This is a genomic window from Rhodocaloribacter sp., assembly GCF_056451265.1.
The window spans coordinates 85,534-103,773 of sequence record NZ_JBWOPL010000071.1 but is presented as its reverse complement, the minus strand read 5'-3'; the positions used below and the strand labels follow the sequence as shown (position 1 = coordinate 103,773).

The window sequence follows — 18,240 nt, the reverse complement described above, 5'->3', positions numbered from 1 at the left end:
CCCTTCTTTCCCCCGAAGCCGCTCTTCACCGCACCACGTGCACCATGTCCGGAGCGATGAACGCCCCCGGGAAGCGCGTCATGACCAGCGCCAGCACTTCCTCTGCCGCCTCTCGCGACGTGAAATCTCCGATCCGTACGCGATAGTAGGGTTGATGGTACCGCACGTACACCGGCAAATCCGGCCCGAGCCCGGGCGGACGTTCCGCTTCGGGCACCGTCTCCCACCACGCCAGCACTTCGTTCTCCCGCTCGAAAGCATCCTCTTTGTCGAGCGACTGGTAGATTTGGATGCGATAGCCCTGCACGAGCTGTTCGGCGCCCTGCTCGACCCGGCCGCCGAGCAGCCGGGAAGGGACGTCGTGTTCGACGGAGACGGACCGCTCGGGCGGACGATCCCGGTACGCCCCGGCATCGAAGTCTTCGTAGTCGGAGAGGCGAATCTCTTCGGCCGCCGTGTCGTCGCTCGACGGCTCGGGGCCGGCGGCGCTTCGGCTGCCGGAGCACGCGCTCATTGAGAGCGCCGCGCCGATCCACAGACCCAGGAGCACGTGCCGGGCGCCTTTCATCTTCCGCACCATCCGCCGCTCCTCCGATTAATAGCCGTCGCCGCCGGCGACGAGTCCTTTCACGATCTCGACCGAAGCGCTCGCCCCGATGCGGGTGGCCCCGTGCGCGATCATGCTCTCGGCGTCCTCCCGTGAGCGAACGCCGCCGGAAGCCTTTACGCCCATACCGCGCCCGACCACCCGGCGCATCAGCGCCACGTCGGCGGCCGTGGCCCCGCCTTTCGAAAAGCCCGTCGAGGTCTTGACGAAGTCGGCCCCGGCATTCCGGGCAAGCACCGAAGCGATCACCTTCTCCTCATTCGTCAGAAGCGCGGTCTCGAGGATCACCTTGACGATGATGCGTTCCCCCGCGCCCTGCCGGTGCGCCGCCTCGACGACGGCCCGGATGTCGTTCTCCGCATACTCGAACGCCCCGCTCTTGAGCTTCCCCACGTTGAGCACCATGTCGAGCTCGGTTGCTCCGTCGCGGATGGCCAGCTCGGCCTCGAACACCTTCGTGGCGGTCTGCGTCGCGCCGAGGGGGAAGCCGATGACGGTGCAGATGGCGACGGGTGTGCCCCGCAATTCCTCGGCTGCCAGCGGCACATAGCACGGGTTGACGCAGACCGAGGCGAAACAGTACCGTCGCGCCTCGTCGCACAGCTTGCGGATCTGCGCCTCGGTGGTGTCGGGCTTGAGGGCCGTGTGGTCGATCATACGCGCAAGCGGAGGGGCCAGCTCACAGGCCGAAAAACCCATCTCGTCCGGCTTGTCCGCGCAGACGCCAAAGCGGCACGCCCCCGCGTTCACCATGCGGTGCAATGCGTCGTGCAACCGCCGCTCACCGCCGACGCTCGGAGGCACGGTCTCCTTGACCCGCGCTTCGAGACGGCGAATCACCTGTTCTTTTTGCGTTCCGTCCATGGTTCGAAGATACGATCTGCCGGGAAAAGATGGTGTACGTCGACCGCCCGAATGGGTTCGGAGCCCGGTTTGACGAAAAATGCACAGCTACGAAGCATTTTTCACCCCCGGAACCGCCCAGGCGCTCCCGGTTCCCTGTGGAACGAGCACGCGCAACCCTCCCGGCGCCACCTCGACGGCGATGCCCCTGGCCGCGCGGCTGAGCACCTCGCCGTCGGCGTGCAGGGGCACGCGTGCGTCGAGGTCGGCGAAGAAGGCGGAGACGCGGTGGGCGTGCACCTCGCGAAAGCCGAGATGCCGTCCCCACAGGGCAAACGGCAGGATGGAGAGGATCCGTCGCGTCGGGGCGGCTTCGACGACGAGCACCTCGAGGAGGCCGTCGGTGAGCGAGGCCCGAGGCGTGAGGCGAAAGCCGCCGCCGGAGCTGAAGCCGTTGCCCGCCGTGACGAAGAGGAGCTTCCCGTCGAAGAGAGGCGCGCCGGGATGTTCGGGCGTTCCGACGAAGAGGCGCGCCCCGGGCTCCACGCGCCGGCGAAGCGCCCGAAACACGGCAAGGAGATATGCCGAGAGACCCGGCAGGCGCTTCGTCCGAGCGCCCTCATCCGCCGCCCGCGCATCGAAGCCGAGCCCCATCGCATTCACGAACACCTCTTCGCGCACGTCGCTTTCCTCCCGCCATCGCACCCGTCCGTAATCCACCGCGACGATCTCGGCGTGGGCGAGCGCCCGTATCGCCGCCCGGGCGGACCCCGGCATCCGGAGCGCGCGGGCGAAGTCGTTGCCCGTGCCGAAAGGAACCACGCCGAGCGCCGCGCTTCCACCGCCCTCGATCAGCCCGCGTCCGACCTCGTGGACCGTACCGTCGCCCCCGACGGCAATCACCGCGTCCGACGTCTCCGCCGCCGCGCGAGCAAGGGCTGCCCCGTGCCCCGGCCCCTCGGTCATCGCCCACCGCACCGGCAATCCCGCCGCGCGGAAAGCCGCCTCGAGCTTCGCCCGTCGGCGTCCCGCCGTTCCGTTCCGCGCCGCCGGGTTGAGGATAGCCGTGATCCGCATAAATGCCCTCGTCGGTGAATGATCCGCAAACATACGGCGCGCGATTGTATTTTGGGTCCCCCATGCCCTATCGTCCTCCGGGCGAAATCGTGCGTTGCCCGGGTATCGTCTTCGACAACCCGTGCTCCCCGGAACACGCACCGCCCACCCTTACATGCCCGTTTAGTCGTTCCCAACCCTTGCACGCAACCCCTCGAATGAACCCTTTTCGAGCGTTTTTCGTCTTTCTCGCCCTCGCGACATCCGGAGTGTTCGGATGTGCGAAGTCGCCGGCCCCCTCGGGCGGAGAGGTGCGCGCGTTCACCGACGACCTCGGACGAACCGTCGAACTGCGGCAGCCCATCGCCCGCGTGGTGACCGTCGCGCCGAGCCTGACGGAGATCGTCTTCACCGCCGGAGCGGGCCGCAAGCTCGTCGGCGTGACGACGGCGGACGACTACCCGCCGGCGGTCGATACGCTCCCCCGTTTCAGCGCCCTCCCGATGAACTTCGAAGCCGTCGCCGCGCTGCGTCCCGACGTCGTCATGGGCGTCACGCAGATCAACAATCCCCGCGACGCCGAGACGTTCGCCGCGCTCGGCATCCCGATGGTCTTCTTCTCTTTTCAACGGCTCGGCGACGTGATGCGCGTCCTTCGCACGACGGGCGACCTCCTCGGCGCCGCCGCGCACGCCCGTGCCGCCGCCGACTCGCTTCAGCGGCTCGTCGAGGACCTCCGCGCGCGCTCGGAAGCCATCGAGGAGCGGCCCCGCGTGCTCTTTCTCATCGGCGACGGCACGCTCTTCGCCTTCGGACCGGAAAGCTATATCCACGAACTCATCTTCCTCGCCGGAGGGCAGAGCATCACCGAGGATCTCACGACGGAAGCGCCCATCCTCAGCGACGAGTTCGTCCTCACCTCCGCTCCGGACGTGATCGTCGGCGCGTTCGGGGAAGACTACGATCCCGCCCGCCTCCTCGAACTTCACCCGACGTGGACCGTCGTCCCTGCGATCCGTGACGGGCGGGTTTTCAGCTTCGCGCCCGACCTGTTTTTGCGTCCGGGTCCCCGGCTCGTCGAGGGAGCGCGGCGGCTGGCCGCCCGGCTTCACCCTTCGCTCTTCGCGGCGGAAGCGACGGAGGAACGTCCATGAGGAAACCCGTCGTCACCGCGTTGCTCCTCGCGGCGCTCCTCGTCGTCTCGACGGTCGCGGCCGTCTCTTTCGGAAGCGAGTCGATCCCCTTCAGGGACGTGCTCGGCGTTTTCCGAAGCCGTCTGCCTTTCGCCGGCGGCGCGGCGCCCGACGCTACGGTGGAGCAGATCGTGTGGCAGCTCCGGTTTCCGCGCGCGCTCCTGGCGATGATCGTCGGCGGCGGCCTGTCCATCATCGGCGTAGCGATGCAAGCGCTCGTGCGCAATCCGCTGGCCGAGCCGTACATCCTGGGCATTTCGAGCGGCGCCTCGGCGGGCGCTTCCCTCTTCTTCCTCGGCCTGTTGCCGCCGTTGCTCACGCGCGCGCTCACGATGCCTCTTGCCGCTTTCCTGGGCGGATGGCTCGCGATCACCGTCGTCTACCTCACGGCGCGCACCGGCACGCGCGTCTCGGTGGCGCGGCTGCTCCTGGCCGGTGTGGCGATGTCCGCGCTGATGGCGTCCCTCACGTCGTTCATCACGCTCGTCTCGCCCGATCCGAACCGGCTCCGCGCCGTGCTTTTCTGGCTGCTCGGCTCGCTCAACGGGGCGCACTGGAGCCTGCTCCCCTTTCCCGCCCTCACCGCCGTGCTCGGCCTCGTGTGTCTGACGGCCCTCGCCCGCCCGCTCGACGCACTTCTCACCGGCGAGGAACCCGCCTTCAACCTCGGCGTGCCCGTCGAGACGGTCAAGCGCCTTCTCATCCTGCTGGCCGCCTTCGTCACGGGCGCGCTCGTGGCCGTCTCCGGGGCCATCGGCTTCGTCGGCCTGATCGTGCCGCATGCCGTGCGCGCGCTCGTAGGCGTATCGCACCGCCGCGTGGTGCCCATGAGCTTCTTTGCCGGGGCCGTCTTCCTCCTGTGGGCCGACCTCGGCGCGCGCGCCATCCTGCCCTCGCAGGATTTCCCCGTGGGCATCATCACGGCGCTCGCGGGCGCGCCGTTCTTCCTCGCGCTCCTTCGCCGCAACCCGTACCGCTTCGGATGACGCCGCTTCCCGGACGCGGCGCCCCCTCCGAAATTCCTCCCGAACCCCGACGGCTCCAAACTTCTTTTCCGAGGGGGCGTATATGATCGTCAAGTTTCAAAAAAAATTGAAAGCCAGGTTTGTTCATGCCTGACCTCCCCCCGGCGCAGCCGGAAACGGACGCGCCCGCGAGCGCCTTTGCACCCTTGACGCGCACGATCACCCTCGCCGACGTGCGCCGCCCCGTCGAAGCCGAACTCGCTCATTTCCGCCGGTATTTCCGGGGCGCGATGCGCACGAAGGTGGGCCTGCTCGACAAGGTGATCCGATACGTCCTCCATCAGAAAGGCAAGCGCATCCGCCCGATCCTCGTCCTGCTCTCGGCGAAAGCCTGCGGCGGCATCTCGGAGTCGAGTTACCGGGGCGCGGCGCTCGTCGAACTGCTCCACACGGCCACGCTCATCCACGACGACGTGGTCGACGACGCCGAACGACGGCGCGGGCTCTTCTCGATCAATGCGCTGTGGAAGAACAAGATCGCCGTGCTCCTGGGAGACTTCCTCCTCAGCCGGGGCCTTCTCCTCGCCCTCGATCATCACGACTATCCGCTCCTCCATACCGTTTCCGACGCCGTCCGGCGCATGAGTGAGGGGGAACTCCTTCAGATCGAAAAGACCCGTCACCTCGACATCGACGAGGAGACGTACTTCCGCATCATTTCCGACAAGACCGCCTCCCTCATCGCCGCGTGCACGACGTGCGGGGCCATCAGCGCCACCGACGACGCCGAGGACATCGAGCGGATGCGCGTCGTCGGAGAGAAGCTCGGCCTCGCCTTTCAAATCCGCGACGACCTCTTCGACTTCGGCGTGCAGGACGTGGGCAAGCCGCTCGGCATCGACCTTCAGGAAAAAAAGCTGACCCTCCCGCTCATCTTCGCCCTCCGGGAATCGGGGCGAGCCGATCGGAAGCGCATCCTCCGGATCGTTCGGAAGAAAAGGAAAAGCCGCGCCGACATCCGGACCGTCGGGGCGTTCGTCGAGGAGACGGGCGGCATTGCCTATGCCCGGCAGCGGATGACCGAGCTCGCCCGGGAAGCCCGCGACCTCCTTGCCGCGTTCCCTCCCACCGAAGCCCGCGACGCGCTCATCGACCTGACCGACTATACCGTGCGGCGCAAAAGATAGCCGCCCGCGTCCCGGAAACGCCCGCATTTCCGTAGATTACGGACGTCGAATCCCCTCTCATCCCACGCACGCCGCAATGCCCACGCTTCATCTCCTCGGAACCGGCGCGGCCCTGACGGACCCGCATCGTCACACCGCCATGCTTGCCTTCTCCGACGGTCCTTCCACGTTTCTCATCGACTGTGGCGGCGACGTGGTGCAGCGGCTCCTGAAGGCCGGCCTCGATCCCGGCACGATCTCAGGCCTCTTCATCACGCACGAGCATCCGGACCACGTCAGCGGCTTTCCGCTCTTCATCGAGAAGATCTGGCTGGCCGGTCGCACGGAGCCGCTTCCCGTCTACGGCATCGCGCCCGCCATCGAGCAGGCATGGCGCTGCCTCTCGGCCTTCAACATCGGCCACTGGGAGATCCCTGAACTGGTGTGGGAGGAGATCGACCACCGGGAGGGCGCGCCGGTCTTCGAAGACGACCGGTGGCGCGTGACGGCCTCGCCGGGCACGCACACCGTGCCCGTGACGGGCGTGCGCGTGGAGAGCAAAGCCACCGGCGGCGTCGTCACGTATTCGAGCGACACCGAGCCGAGCGACAGCATCGAACGCCTGGCGCAAGCGGCGGATGTGCTCGTCCACGAGGCCAACGGACCGGGCTACGGACACACCTCCCCCGCCGACGCCGCCCGCCTCGCCGCCCGCGCCCGGGCCAGGCGCCTGCTTCTTACCCATCTCCCCCCGAACCTCTCCGACGACGACCTCGCCGAGCCGCGACGCCACTTCGCCGCCACCGACCTGGCCGAGGAACTGGGCGCGTATCCGTTCTGAAGAGGCTCCCTGCGTTCGCCGTCATGGGCTCCCCCCGGTCGCGTCAACACCTCTCCACCCCCCATTCGGTTCGCGTCAGGGGCTCGCGTTCGTGCCCTCCCACTACGAAACACGGCACGTCCCGAACCTTCACGCCGTCACCGGTTCGAGGCCGAGTTCGCGGACGGCGATCTCACGCATCCGAAACTTCTGCACCTTCCCCGTGACCGTCAGCGGGAAGGCTTCCACGAATTTCCAGTATTTCGGAATCTTGTACGTGGCGATGTTGCCCTTGCAATAGGCGTGAAGGTCCTCTGCCGTGAGCGTGACGCCGGGCCTGGGTTTCACCCACGCCATCACCTCCTCCCCGTATTTCTCCGAGGGCACGCCGATGACCTGCGCCACCTCGATGCCCGGATGCCGCATGAGATATTCCTCGATCTCGCGCGGGTAGATGTTCTCTCCTCCGCGAATGATCATTTCCTTGATGCGCCCGACGATGCCGACGTACCCTTCCTCGTCCATCACCGCGAGGTCGCCGGAGTGCATCCATCCCGCCTCGTCGATGGCCTCGCGCGTGGCGGCTTCATCGTCCCAATAGCCCCGCATCACGCTGTATCCGCGCGTGCAAAGCTCCCCCCGCTCCCCGCGCGGCACGACGGCCCCGCTCCCGGGATCGACGATCTTGATCTCCACGTGCGGCAACACACGCCCCACGGTGGTCACCCGCTTCTCGACGGGGTCGTCGGGGGCCGTGAGGGTCGAGACGGGCGAGGTTTCCGTCATGCCGTAGGCGATGGTCACCTCGGGCATGTGCATGCGGCTCATGACCTCGCGCATGGTCTCGATGGGGCACGGCGCGCCCGCCATTATACCGGTGCGGAGCGAGGACAGATCGTAGGCGTCGAAGCGCTCGTGGTTGAGTTCGGCGATGAACATGGTGGGGACGCCGTAGAGGGACGTACAGCGCTCTGCCTCGACGGTGGCGAGCACGGCCTCCGGGTCGAACGCTTCGCCGGCGATGACCATGCACGCGCCGTGCGTGACACAGGCGAGGTTGCCAAGCACCATGCCGAAGCAGTGATAGTACGGCACCGGGATGCACACCCGGTCGCGCTCCGTGTAGCGGAGGGCCTCGCCGACGAAAAAGGCGTTGTTCAGGATGTTGTGATGCGTCAGCGTCGCGCCTTTGGGACGCCCCGTCGTGCCCGAGGTGTACTGGATGTTGATGGGGTCGTCGAACTGCAGGAGGGCTTCGCGCGCGCGCAAGTCGTTCGGGGTCACCGTCTCGGCGCGCGCGAGCAGCTCGTCCCAGTCGTCCTCGAAGAGGATCACGCGCCGAAGCGCCGGACACTTGCCGCGCACCTCTTCGATCATGGGGCGATAGTCCGTCTTCCGGAAGCCCTGCGCCATGATGAGCAGGCTGATTCCGGCCTGCCGGAGTGTGTACGCAAGCTCGGAAGTCTTATAGGCGGGATTGACGTTGACGAGGATGGCCCCGATGCGCGCCGTGGCGAACTGCACGAGCACCCACTCGTGCCGGTTCGGCGACCAGATCCCCACGCGGTCGCCGCGCGCCACGCCGAGCGCCATCAGCCCGCGCGCCACGCGATCGACGGCGTCCCACAGCTCGCGGTACGTCAGGCGCACCCCCCGGGAACTGTCGACGAAGGCTTCGCGGTGGGGAAAGCGCGCGACGGTGCGCCGGAGGTTGTCGCCGATGGTTTCGCCGAGAAGCGGGGTCCGGGAAACGCCGTGGGTGTAGGATAGAGCCGTCATGGTCGTGCCTCCGCATGAGAAATCGGTGTCGCAAACGCCGACGAATCCGGCACGGCCTCCCTCAGCGCCCGCACGCGCGGAGACGATCCCCGCGAGCATCCCGGCTGCCCGTCGAACGTCGGATGAACACCTTTTGAACGCCGCTCCCGCCGTTTCGCTTCGGAATCAAGCAAAGTTCAAACACGCGCCCCTCCCGCTGCCCGATCGGACGCGCTTCGCTCGGGCGGCGCGCCTTGAAAAGCTCCGACGCTTGCCTTTTTTTCCGTCATCCGCCCGGCCGTTCGACGCCTGTCTTTAGCTCGCGTCCGCCCGGTCGATACGATTGATAAACAATTGCTTGAGGCCCGGCGCCCCAGTTCGTCGAAAGCGGTGGACAAGAACCTCGGTCGGCGCATTGCGTTGACTATTTCCCTCAGAAAACACAGCTTGTGCTTTTCGAAGTTGACAACCGTAAAGGTAGCGATATGTCCCGACTCAGCCTCGATCTTTTCCTGAGCGCCGGCGCTGATTTCGAGGGCGCTCAGTACCGGATACTCGATCACCTGAAACGGATACGCGGAGCGTTCTCGCGAAACATCATCTACCCGCACCTGGGCGAACTCGTCGAGGTGCACGGCGCTCTCCGGCGTCTTCTCGGCAGCCTCGACGACCTTCAGAAGTCCCTGCCGGGCGTTCTCAAGGGCATTGACCCGGAGACGCGCGAGGTGCTATTCGAAAAGCCGGAACTGGGAACGGGGCACATGGGCCTCATCGAGGAGCTCATCCAGTGGGCCCTTCCGCTGATCCAGGACGCCATCGAGGAGGGGCGCACGATCTTCGAATTCGTCGAGGATCATCTCTATATCGAAGAGGTGGGGCTGGTGCCCTCGTACGTGGAGGAAGGCTACCTCCTCGTGCCCGACCGGCGTTCCCGACGCATGTACATTCTCCAGTACCACCTGTCCATCTTCACGAGTGCGGAGGAACGGTTCCGTAGCCTGAAGACCACGCACGTCAAAACCATCGAATACGCCGGTGTTGACGTGGCGCCGCAGGTGGTTAAGCTCGATCTGCTGGCGGAACGCCGGGAGTTCCCCAATCCGGCCACGTATCTCATCGAGACGGCGCTCGACTTCCCGTACGAGCCCACGGTGCTGCCCATAGCCAAGCGCAAGTTGCTCCGCCGGCTCTCGCTCCCCGGCGGAGATGCCTGAATTCTTCGAGGAGAAACGCGCGCACGGCGCGAGAAACTTCGGGTCTTCGGCGGGGAAGCCCTATCTTGTGCAACGCTTTTCCCCACCTACCGCACAACAGCCATGTTTCTCCAGGCATTGTTCGTCGTCCTTCACGTCCTCATGGCCGCCGCGTGGTTCGGGCTCACCCTCCGGCTCGGCACGCAGACCCGGCTCCTGCTTGCCCTCGACCACGACGCCGCGACGACGGTGGCCGAGAATCTGGATCGGGGCATCCGGGAAATCGGCATCTTCCTGCTCCTCGCGTTCGTCTTCGGCCTCGGCGCCTTCGTGACGGGCGGGCCCGCCAACTACGGCCCAAACATTCACACGGGCATGCTTCTGGTGCTCATTATGATCGCCCTCCATTACCTCGGGCTCCGCCCCCAGTGGCGGGCGATGCGGCATGCGCTCCAGGAGGAACGGACGGATGCGGCGGCCCTGGCGCAACGGAAGATCAGCATGTTTACCGGCATCGGGCACCTGCTCTGGGTGACGGTCTTCATCCTGATGTTCTGGCATCGCCTGACCGCAGGAATGTAATTCCTTCGAAAGACAAGCCGGCCTATACGCCCCTCGCCGGGAAAGGGCCACGTCTTGCGAAGAAGATTACGTCAAAATGGAAACCTGTCCCCCCTTCGCGTGGTCAAAACTACTCCAAGAGATTTTACAACCCACCCAATGGAGGCATCATGGCGACCGCGAGTATGAATGAAAGCTGGGGGCGCGTCAAAGCTCAGATCCAGACCCTCTGGAGCGAATACGATTTCGGGGACAAAGAGATGAAAAAGGCGCGTGGCAATCTAGATAAAATGGTAACCCTGATTCACGAGAAGACGGGCGAGCCGCGTTCCGAGATCTTTCAGAAAATCTCTGCCTTACTGTAAGGCGGACACGTCGGCCTTGTCCGATCAGATGCCGGCTCCGGTAGGTATCTTTAGTCCCGGCCCTCGTGGTCGGGCTTTTTTTTGGCCCGGAAGGACGGTAACTTCGCCCCCTTCCCGGCCTCCGGCCCGTCTCATGAGTGAAGAGCCGGTTTCGCACGCCCTCCCTTCTGGTTCAACCCTTTTGCCCGTATGCCGACCCCCTCCGTCGATCGCTCCACCCTCGGCTCGCCCGCGCCCACGGACCGGCCTTCGTTTCAGAAGCGGGCCGAACACTATCGCAGCCTGCTCGAAGCGTTGCGTGCCGATGCGGAGCGGATCCGGCTCGGCGGCGGCCCGAAACGCATCGAACGCGAGCACCAGCGCGGCAAGATGACCGCCCGCGAGCGCATCGCCGCGCTCCTCGACGACGCCGATGATTTCATGGAGCTCGGGCTCTTCGCCGGAGACGGGATGTATGAGGAGGAGGGCGGCTGCCCGGCGGGCGGCACGGTGATGGGCCTCGGCCATGTGAGTGGACGGCTGTGCCTCATCGTCGCCAACGACGCCACCGTGAAGGCGGGCGCATGGTTTCCGATCACGGCGAAGAAGAACCTCCGCGCCCAGGAGATCGCGCTCGAGAACCACCTCCCGATCATCTATCTCGTCGATTCGGCGGGCGTCTACCTGCCCATGCAGGATGAGATCTTCCCCGACAAAGAGCACTTCGGACGCATCTTCCGGAACAACGCCATCCTGTCGAGCCGGGGCATCCCGCAGATCGCCGCCATCATGGGCAACTGCGTGGCGGGCGGAGCCTACCTGCCCATCATGAGCGACGAAGCCCTCATCGTCGACGGCACGGGGTCGGTCTTCCTGGCCGGTCCCTTCCTCGTGAAGGCGGCCATCGGCGAAGACGTGGACATCCAGACGCTCGGCGGCGCGGCCACGCACTCGCAGGTCTCCGGCGTGACCGACTACGAAATGCCCGACGACGCGACGTGCCTCGCCACGATCCGCGACCTCGTGAGCAAATTCGGCCCACGCCCGCACTTCGGCTTCAACCGGATCGCGCCCGTCCCCCCCGCCTTCGCCCCGGAGGAGATCTACGGCCTCATGCCCACGAGCGGCAACCAGCCCTACGACATGCGCGAGGTCCTCGCCCGCATCGTCGACGCCGGTTCGTGGACCGAATACAAGGCCCGCTTCGGCCAGACCCTCCTCACCGGTTATGCCCGCATCGACGGGTGGAGCGTGGGCATCGTGGCCAACCAGCGCATCACCGTGAAGGCCAAGGCCGGCAAGAAGGCGCACACCGACGAGCTGCAGGCCGGCGGCGTCATCTATTCCGACTCGGCGGACAAGGCGGCGCGCTTCGTGATGAACTGCAATCAGAAGCGCATCCCCATCGTCTTCCTCCAGGACGTGACAGGCTTCATGGTGGGCACGCGCGCCGAGCACGGCGGCATCATCAAGGACGGCGCAAAGATGGTCAATGCCGTCGCCAACTCGGTCGTGCCGAAGTTCACCGTTGTGGTGGGCAACTCGTTCGGCGCGGGCAATTATGCCATGTGCGGGCGGGCCTACGACCCGCGCCTGATGCTCGCCTGGCCCACGGCCAAGATCTCCGTCATGGGCGGGCAGCAGGCCGCGAAGGTGCTCCTTCAGATCCAGTTGGCGAAGCTCAAACGTCAGGGCAAAGCGCCGTCGGAGGAGGTGCAACAGGCGCTGCTCCACTCCATCGAAAAGAAGTACGAGGCGCACACGAAGCCCCGATACGCCGCCGCCCGCCTGTGGGTGGACGAGATCATCGACCCGGTGGACACGCGCCGGTGGATCAGCCGGGGCATCGCGATGGCCGACCACAACCCCGAGATGGCGGCGTTCAACCCCGGCGTGATCCAGACGTAATCCCGGGGCGGACGCCGTACTCCTCCGCCCCTCTCTCCGATGGCCATGTCACGCGGCGTCTCGCTCACCCTGTCGATCCTCCCGCCCCGGCTCGCCGTCTGCCGCCTCGCGCCCGATGCCGAGCACCCCTCATGGGCCGATGCGGGCCCCCTGGCCTCGGTCACGCGAACGCCGGATGAGCTATCCGTCGTATGCGCGGAGACCGCCGTCCCGCCCGGCGTGCGATGCGAGCGCGGCTTCCGCGCCTTCAAGATTCACGGCCCCCTAGACTTCGCACTGACCGGCATCCTGGCGGCTCTCGCCGAACCACTCGCCGACGCCGGGCTTTCGCTCTTTGCCCTCTCCACCTTCGACACCGACTACGTGCTCGTCCGCGCCGAGACGCTTGACCGCGCCGTACGGACGCTCGCGGAAGCCGGACACACGGTGCTCTCTTGACGGCGATGCACGGATGGGGACCTTCCCCCTTGCTTTCGAGATCGCAGTTCTTATAATGAGGGCGCTGCAGCATCCGGGCATCGGGGAGTTGGAGCGTGAGGGGTATGCAGCCGGCACAGCCCATCGATTCATGCCATACGAGACAGATCATGCAACCTCCTGAGAAAAAAACCGCGCTCATCACCGGCGCTTCGAGCGGGATCGGAGCCGTCTTCGCCCGCCGTCTGGCCGAGCGGGGCTATGACCTCATCCTCGTAGCCCGCCGGGTGGAACGCCTGGCCGCGCTTGCCGAGGAGCTCCGCACGCAGCAGGGCGTAGCGGCCGAGGCATTGGCCGCCGACCTGGCCACGGACGAGGGGGTCGCCCGCGTCGAAGCCCGCCTCATCGACTGCGACACGCTCGACCTGCTCGTCAACAATGCGGGGTTTGGGACGGTCGGGCGCTTCGCCGACCTGCCGCTCAAGGGTCAGTTGGACATGGTGCATGTGCACGTGCTCGCCACGATGCGCCTGACGCGGGCCGCGCTGCCGCGCATGATCGCGCGCGGCGCGGGCGGCATCGTAAACGTCTCCTCCGTGGCAGCCTGGTGGCCGACGCCCGGAAACGCCACGTACGCCGCCACCAAAGCCTATCTCAACGCTTTCTCCGAAGCCCTCCACGCCGAGCTCGAGGGCACGGGTGTGACCGTGCAGGCGCTCTGCCCCGGCTTCACCCGCACCGAGTTCCACGACACCCCTGCCTTTTCTTCGTTCAACCGCGCGCAAATCCCCGACTTCCTCTGGATGTCCTCCGATGCGGTCGTGCGCGCGTCTCTCGAAGCGCTCGCACGCGGCGCGGTCATCGTCATCCCCGGCCTGACGAACCGCCTCCTCGCCTGGCTCGGCAAGTCGATGCTCGGCACACTGATCCGCCGGAACGCCGGCTCGAACTGGCGCTTGCTCCTCAAATCTCGGTCCCATGCGCGCACCTCGTCCGAAGCCTGAACGATTCCGCCTCCCGGCGGTGGCGGTCCTCTGCGCCGCGCTCCTCCTCGGATGCGCCGGCAAGCCCGGCCCGGACGCCCGGCGGATGGCGACGGACTACGCGGCGATGCGGCTCTTTCCGCCGCTTGCCGACACGCTCACGATGGCGGATGCCATGGCGATTCAGGCATCCTTCGTGTCGGCGCTCGAACCCCGCTTCGGCCCGCCGGCAGGGTACAAAGCCGGACTCACGAGCGCGGCGGCGCAGGCGCGCTTCGGCACGGACCGGCCCGTGCGCGGCACGCTCCTCCGGGAGATGCTTCGCCCCTCGGGCGCCGTCATACCCGCCCGCTTCGGCGCCCGCCCGCTCCTGGAAGGCGACCTCCTGGTGCGCGTCGGGAGCGAAGCCCTCAACCGGGCACAGACGGACGACGAACTGCTCGCCGCCCTCGACGCCGTGATCCCGTTCCTCGAATTGCCCGACCTGACGTACGACCCGGCAGTGACGCTTGACGCGCCCGCGCTCGCCGCCGTCAACGTGGGGGCGCGGCTGGGCATCGTGGGCGATGCGATCCCCCTCGCCGCCCTCGACGACGCATACGAACGGCTGGGCCGCTTCCGTGTGGCGCTCCTCGACTCGACGGGCGCCGTGCTCGCCGAAGGGAACGGCGCGACGCTCCTCGGCCACCCGGTGCACGTCGTGCGGTGGCTCCGCGATTCACTGGCCCCGGACGGCGTCGCGCTTCGACCGGGAGACCTCCTCTCCCTCGGTAGTCTGACCCCGCTGATGCCCGTCCGCTCCGGACAGACCATCACGGCCCGGTACACCGGTCTGACCTCCGATCCCGTCGAAGTCACGGTGACGTTCCGATGACGATGCGCCCGCGTGTGTCACAGAGCTTTCGGGAGGGGCCATGACGTCCGAACTGGATGTATTGAGCGGCATCATCCGGCCCCACCGGGCCACGCGTCTGCGGCCCCGCGCCTTCTTCACGGCTTGGTCGGGCGTGCTCACGTTCGCCTTTGACGGCTTCTCCGAGACGCTGTTAAACATCAAGCGGGAGATCGAACGTCGCATCCCCGGTCTTCGACCCGAGTATCCCGGCAGCCGGTGGCCGAAGGTGACGCTGGCGGCGCTCAACGAGGGCCGCACCCTCACCCGCGCCGAGGCCCGCATCCTCCTCGAAGTGTGCGCCACATGGAACGAGGCCATCGGTCCGGAACTTCAGCCACAGACCGTCGAAGCGCTGTCCGTCGTCGTCTACCTTTGCCGCAGCCTCGAAAAGCGGGTCATCACGCACCGCATCCCGCTCGAAGGCGGCCCGCCCGACCCGAACGACGCGCCCCCTCCGGCCCATCGCGCCCGGGTCGAGCACATCCTTCGTCAGTTCACGGAGCCGCACCTCGATCATTACCTCGACCTCCTGACGTGCACCGAGCACGACCTCGCCTATTATCGCGCCTATCACCCCGGCACGACGCTCGTGTACGACCTTCCTCCGGGCGCGCTTCCTTTCCTCGACGCTTTCGCGGTAGCCGTAGAAGAGCGGCTGCCCGGCCATTACGGCTGGTTCACCCCCGAGAGCCGCCACGTCACCCTCCGCACCCTGATGCACACGTCCTGAGTCGGGCTCGAGCCGGTGCGGTCCGCTGGACGAGGACGTCCTTCACGAGACGCCGAACCTGGCCGCACCGGGGTGCGTCTTCTGCGCCTCCGAACCATGCACAACGGCTCGCCTCGCGCGGCATGCACGCGAGAAGGTTCGTCGCTGCGCCCTCGGGGATGCCGCAGCGACGAACCTTCTCGTCACAAGTGCAGGTGGTTTCGGATCAGGCCGTCACGGGCGTCCCGCCGGGAGCCGGAGTGGTTTCCGGACCCGCGCCGTCGCCGCCGGAGACTTCGCGGCGGAGGGCGGTGCGTTTGTATTCCTCCAGCGTGAACGCATCGACCTGGATGGCGTCTTCCCGCGCCGCCTCGGCTTCACGGAGCAGTTCGGCTTCCTTCGCATCGATGATCCCTTTCTCGAGGGCCTGACGCACGAGTTTGCCCGGCGAAGCCTTCTCGAGCTTCTTCGCCTTCACGGCGTCGCGCAGCTTGCGCTCGACCTCGTGCGCCTCGGCCGTCAGGCGGAAGGCGCGTTCGAGCCGTCCGAGCGCCTCCTCCGGATCGTCGGGCACGTAACCGCCGCGGGCGAGGCGTTCGCGCTGTTCGCCCGGCGTCTGCATGAGTTGCGCCACCCGATGCCCGAGCCGGTCGCTCGGCCCCGTTCCGATGGGATTGAGCCGGGACCACAGGGCGATCGGTCCCCGGATGAGCCAGGTCATCCCCGGCGCCTCGAAGTTGGCGAACAGCCCGTCGAAGGCGTCCTGGATCTGTTTCATGGCATACTGCATGGACCAGTGGAAGAACGGCAGGTCCTCCTTCCGCCGACCCTCGGCCTCGAAGCGACGGATCACGGCCGAGGCCAGGTACATCCATGAGAAGATGTCGGCGAATCGGCCCGTAATCTTCTCCTTCCGTTTGAGATCGCCACCGAGCGTGCCCATGGCCAGGTCGGCGAAGAAGGCGAACGAGGCCGAGGCCCAGTTCAGCTTCCGCACGTACCGCGCCGCCGGGCCGCCGATCGGCGAGCCGCCGAGATAGCCGCGCGTCAGGCTCAGGAGCAGGGCACGGACCTTGTTCCGCCCCACATGACCGATGTGCTTCCACAGCGCGGCGTCGAACGCCTTGAGGTCGCCCGAACCGAGCGCCGCGATTTCCTTGAAGGCATACGGATGGCACCGGATCGCCCCCTGCCCGAAGATCATGAGCGTGCGCGTGAGGATGTTCGCGCCTTCGACCGTGATGGCGATGGGCTGGTTGATGTAGCCGTGGGCCAGGAGGTTGCGCGGCCCGCGCGAGATGGCGTTGCCGCCGAGGATGTCCATGCCGTCGTTGATGATCTTCCGCCCGAGTTCGGTGAAGTTATACTTCGCCATGGCCGTGACGACGGCGGGCTTGCCGCCCTGGTCGAGCGCCCCGCACGTATAGACGCGCGCGGCTTCGAGCAGGTACGTCCAGCCGCCGATGCGGGCCAGCGGCTCTTCGATGCCCTCGAACTTGCCGATGGACAGCCCGAACTGCCGCCGGACGGTGGCATGGGCCGAGGCGACGCGGAAGACGTGCTTCGAGCCGCCGGCCGCCGAGGCCGGGAGCGAGATGCCGCGACCCGCCGCGAGCGACTCCATGAGCATCCGCCAGCCGTTCCCCGCGCCGTCGACGCCGCCGATGATGGCATCGATGGGGACGACGACGTCGTGTCCTTCGAGCGGGCAGTTCCAGAACGGCACGCCGAGCGGGTCGTGCCGGTAGCCCTGCTCCACGCCGGGCGTATCCGCCGGGATGAGCGCGCACGTGATGCCGGGGTTCGTCCCCTTCCCGAGGAGGTTGTCCGGATCACGCAGTTTGAACGCCAGCCCGATCACCGTGGCGACGGCGCCGAGCGTGATGTACCGTTTCTTCCAGTTCAGCCGCAGATACAGCTTGCCGTCCTCGCCCTTGAAGACGACGCCGCTCGAAGCAATGGCTCCCGCGTCGGAGCCTGCTCCCGGCTCGGTAAGCGCGAAGCACGGGATATCCTGACCCGTAGCCAGACGCGGGAGGTAATGATCCCGTTGTGCCTGCGTGCCGTAGTGGATCAGCAGTTCCGCCGGACCGAGCGAGTTCGGCACCATGACCGTCGTCGCCAGCGGACCGCTCCGGGTGGAGAGCTTTTGCACGACGGCGCTGTTGAGCAGAGCCGAGAAGCCGAGGCCACCGTACTGCTTCGGAATGATCATGCCGAAGAACCGCTGGTCCTTGATATACTGCCAGACCTCGGGCGGCAGTTCGCGATGTTGCCACACATCCCAGTCCTTCGTCAGGCGGCACAGTTCTTCGACCGGACCATCGAGGAAGGCCTGCTCCTCTTCGGTCAATTCGGGATACGGCTCGTTGACGATGCGTTTGAAGTCGGGCTTGCCGGAGAACAGTTCACCCTCGACCCACACGGTGCCCGCCTCGATGGCCGTGCGCTCCGTCTCGGAGATGGCCGGGAGAAAGTGGAGCGCCTTCATCAGTTTCATGATCGAAGCGCTGAGCAGCCCGCGCCGGATCGCCGTCACGTTGAACAGGGCCGCCAGCACGCCGAAGACGATCCACAGCCAGGCGGGGGCGCCGAAGCCGTAGAGCGCGACGGCCGTGGCCGCCGTCCATAGCCAGAGGGGCGCGCCGGCGTACCCGAGCGCCAGAACCAGGACGATGACGCCGATCACCGCCGCCGCCGTCGATATGCCGGCGAGAAAATGATAAAAGGGAACGTTCATGGCTGAACCTCTTCCGTTGGTTTACTGACTGCGTCCTCCGCCTTCGTCGCTCGCGCGCACCCGGCCATGATTCCGCACAAAA

At 66.7% G+C, this 18,240-nt stretch carries 17 protein-coding genes; 12 read left to right on the top strand and 5 right to left on the bottom strand.

Annotated elements, in window-relative coordinates:
• Positions 1-25: 25 nt before the first annotated feature.
• The 3 genes from AC1HIY_RS13150 to AC1HIY_RS13140 form a co-directional block, all read right to left on the bottom strand.
• On the bottom strand, positions 26-580 hold the full coding sequence (locus tag AC1HIY_RS13150) for an SPOR domain-containing protein (protein ID WP_479577204.1): 555 nt from the start codon (positions 578-580) through the stop codon (positions 26-28).
• 15 nt (positions 581-595) lie between these two features.
• Positions 596-1,306, bottom strand: coding sequence for a deoxyribose-phosphate aldolase (deoC, locus tag AC1HIY_RS13145; RefSeq protein WP_479577227.1), 711 nt, complete (start codon positions 1,304-1,306; stop codon positions 596-598).
• 252 nt (positions 1,307-1,558) lie between these two features.
• Positions 1,559-2,527: a diacylglycerol/lipid kinase family protein gene (locus AC1HIY_RS13140; protein WP_479577203.1), complete on the bottom strand. Its 969-nt coding sequence runs from the start codon at positions 2,525-2,527 to the stop codon at positions 1,559-1,561.
• A 197-nt stretch (positions 2,528-2,724) separates the two neighbouring features.
• On the opposite strand from AC1HIY_RS13140, the gene AC1HIY_RS13135 reads away from it, so the two are divergent.
• From AC1HIY_RS13135 to AC1HIY_RS13120, 4 genes are all read left to right on the top strand, one after another.
• Entirely contained in the window at positions 2,725-3,660 is a 936-nt protein-coding gene (locus AC1HIY_RS13135) for an ABC transporter substrate-binding protein (protein ID WP_479577202.1), read from the top strand.
• Positions 3,657-4,685, top strand: coding sequence for a FecCD family ABC transporter permease (locus AC1HIY_RS13130; protein ID WP_479577201.1), 1,029 nt, complete (start codon positions 3,657-3,659; stop codon positions 4,683-4,685). The genes AC1HIY_RS13135 and AC1HIY_RS13130 overlap by 4 nt, the downstream gene beginning before the upstream one ends.
• Before the next feature lie 125 nt (positions 4,686-4,810).
• Positions 4,811-5,851: a polyprenyl synthetase family protein gene (locus AC1HIY_RS13125; protein WP_479577200.1), complete on the top strand. Its 1,041-nt coding sequence runs from the start codon at positions 4,811-4,813 to the stop codon at positions 5,849-5,851.
• Positions 5,852-5,927: 76 nt separating this feature from the next.
• A complete protein-coding gene (locus AC1HIY_RS13120; RefSeq protein ID WP_479577199.1) occupies positions 5,928-6,671 on the top strand; it encodes an MBL fold metallo-hydrolase in 744 nt (247 codons plus the stop codon).
• 129 nt (positions 6,672-6,800) lie between these two features.
• Here the strand turns inward: AC1HIY_RS13120 and AC1HIY_RS13115 are convergent, their stop codons facing one another.
• On the bottom strand, positions 6,801-8,429 hold the full coding sequence (locus AC1HIY_RS13115) for an AMP-binding protein (RefSeq protein WP_479577198.1): 1,629 nt from the start codon (positions 8,427-8,429) through the stop codon (positions 6,801-6,803).
• A gap of 464 nt (positions 8,430-8,893) precedes the next feature.
• Here AC1HIY_RS13115 and AC1HIY_RS13110 point away from each other — a divergent pair, with 464 nt between their 5' ends.
• The 8 genes from AC1HIY_RS13110 (at position 8,894) to AC1HIY_RS13075 (ending at position 15,439) form a co-directional block, all read left to right on the top strand.
• Complete coding sequence (locus AC1HIY_RS13110; RefSeq protein ID WP_479577197.1) at positions 8,894-9,622, top strand: hypothetical protein; 729 nt, start codon at positions 8,894-8,896, stop codon at positions 9,620-9,622.
• A 102-nt stretch (positions 9,623-9,724) separates the two neighbouring features.
• The gene (locus AC1HIY_RS13105; RefSeq protein WP_479577196.1) at positions 9,725-10,183 is read left to right on the top strand and encodes a hypothetical protein; all 459 of its coding nucleotides are present in this window, start codon (positions 9,725-9,727) and stop codon (positions 10,181-10,183) included.
• A 149-nt stretch (positions 10,184-10,332) separates the two neighbouring features.
• Entirely contained in the window at positions 10,333-10,527 is a 195-nt protein-coding gene (locus tag AC1HIY_RS13100; RefSeq protein ID WP_479577195.1) for a general stress protein CsbD, read from the top strand.
• 189 nt (positions 10,528-10,716) lie between these two features.
• The gene (locus AC1HIY_RS13095; RefSeq protein WP_479577194.1) at positions 10,717-12,414 is read left to right on the top strand and encodes an acyl-CoA carboxylase subunit beta; all 1,698 of its coding nucleotides are present in this window, start codon (positions 10,717-10,719) and stop codon (positions 12,412-12,414) included.
• A gap of 39 nt (positions 12,415-12,453) precedes the next feature.
• Positions 12,454-12,852, top strand: a complete 399-nt coding sequence (locus AC1HIY_RS13090) for an ACT domain-containing protein (protein WP_479577193.1) — start codon at positions 12,454-12,456, stop codon at positions 12,850-12,852.
• A 149-nt stretch (positions 12,853-13,001) separates the two neighbouring features.
• A complete protein-coding gene (locus AC1HIY_RS13085; RefSeq protein ID WP_479577192.1) occupies positions 13,002-13,835 on the top strand; it encodes an SDR family NAD(P)-dependent oxidoreductase in 834 nt (277 codons plus the stop codon).
• A complete protein-coding gene (locus AC1HIY_RS13080; RefSeq protein ID WP_479577191.1) occupies positions 13,810-14,688 on the top strand; it encodes a 2-keto-4-pentenoate hydratase in 879 nt (292 codons plus the stop codon). Before AC1HIY_RS13085 ends, AC1HIY_RS13080 begins: the two co-directional genes overlap by 26 nt.
• A gap of 40 nt (positions 14,689-14,728) precedes the next feature.
• On the top strand, positions 14,729-15,439 hold the full coding sequence (locus AC1HIY_RS13075) for a hypothetical protein (RefSeq protein ID WP_479577190.1): 711 nt from the start codon (positions 14,729-14,731) through the stop codon (positions 15,437-15,439).
• Between the two features lie 205 nt (positions 15,440-15,644).
• Here the strand turns inward: AC1HIY_RS13075 and AC1HIY_RS13070 are convergent, their stop codons facing one another.
• A complete protein-coding gene (locus AC1HIY_RS13070; protein ID WP_479577189.1) occupies positions 15,645-18,158 on the bottom strand; it encodes an acyl-CoA dehydrogenase in 2,514 nt (837 codons plus the stop codon).
• Between the last annotated feature and the right edge of the window lie 82 nt (positions 18,159-18,240).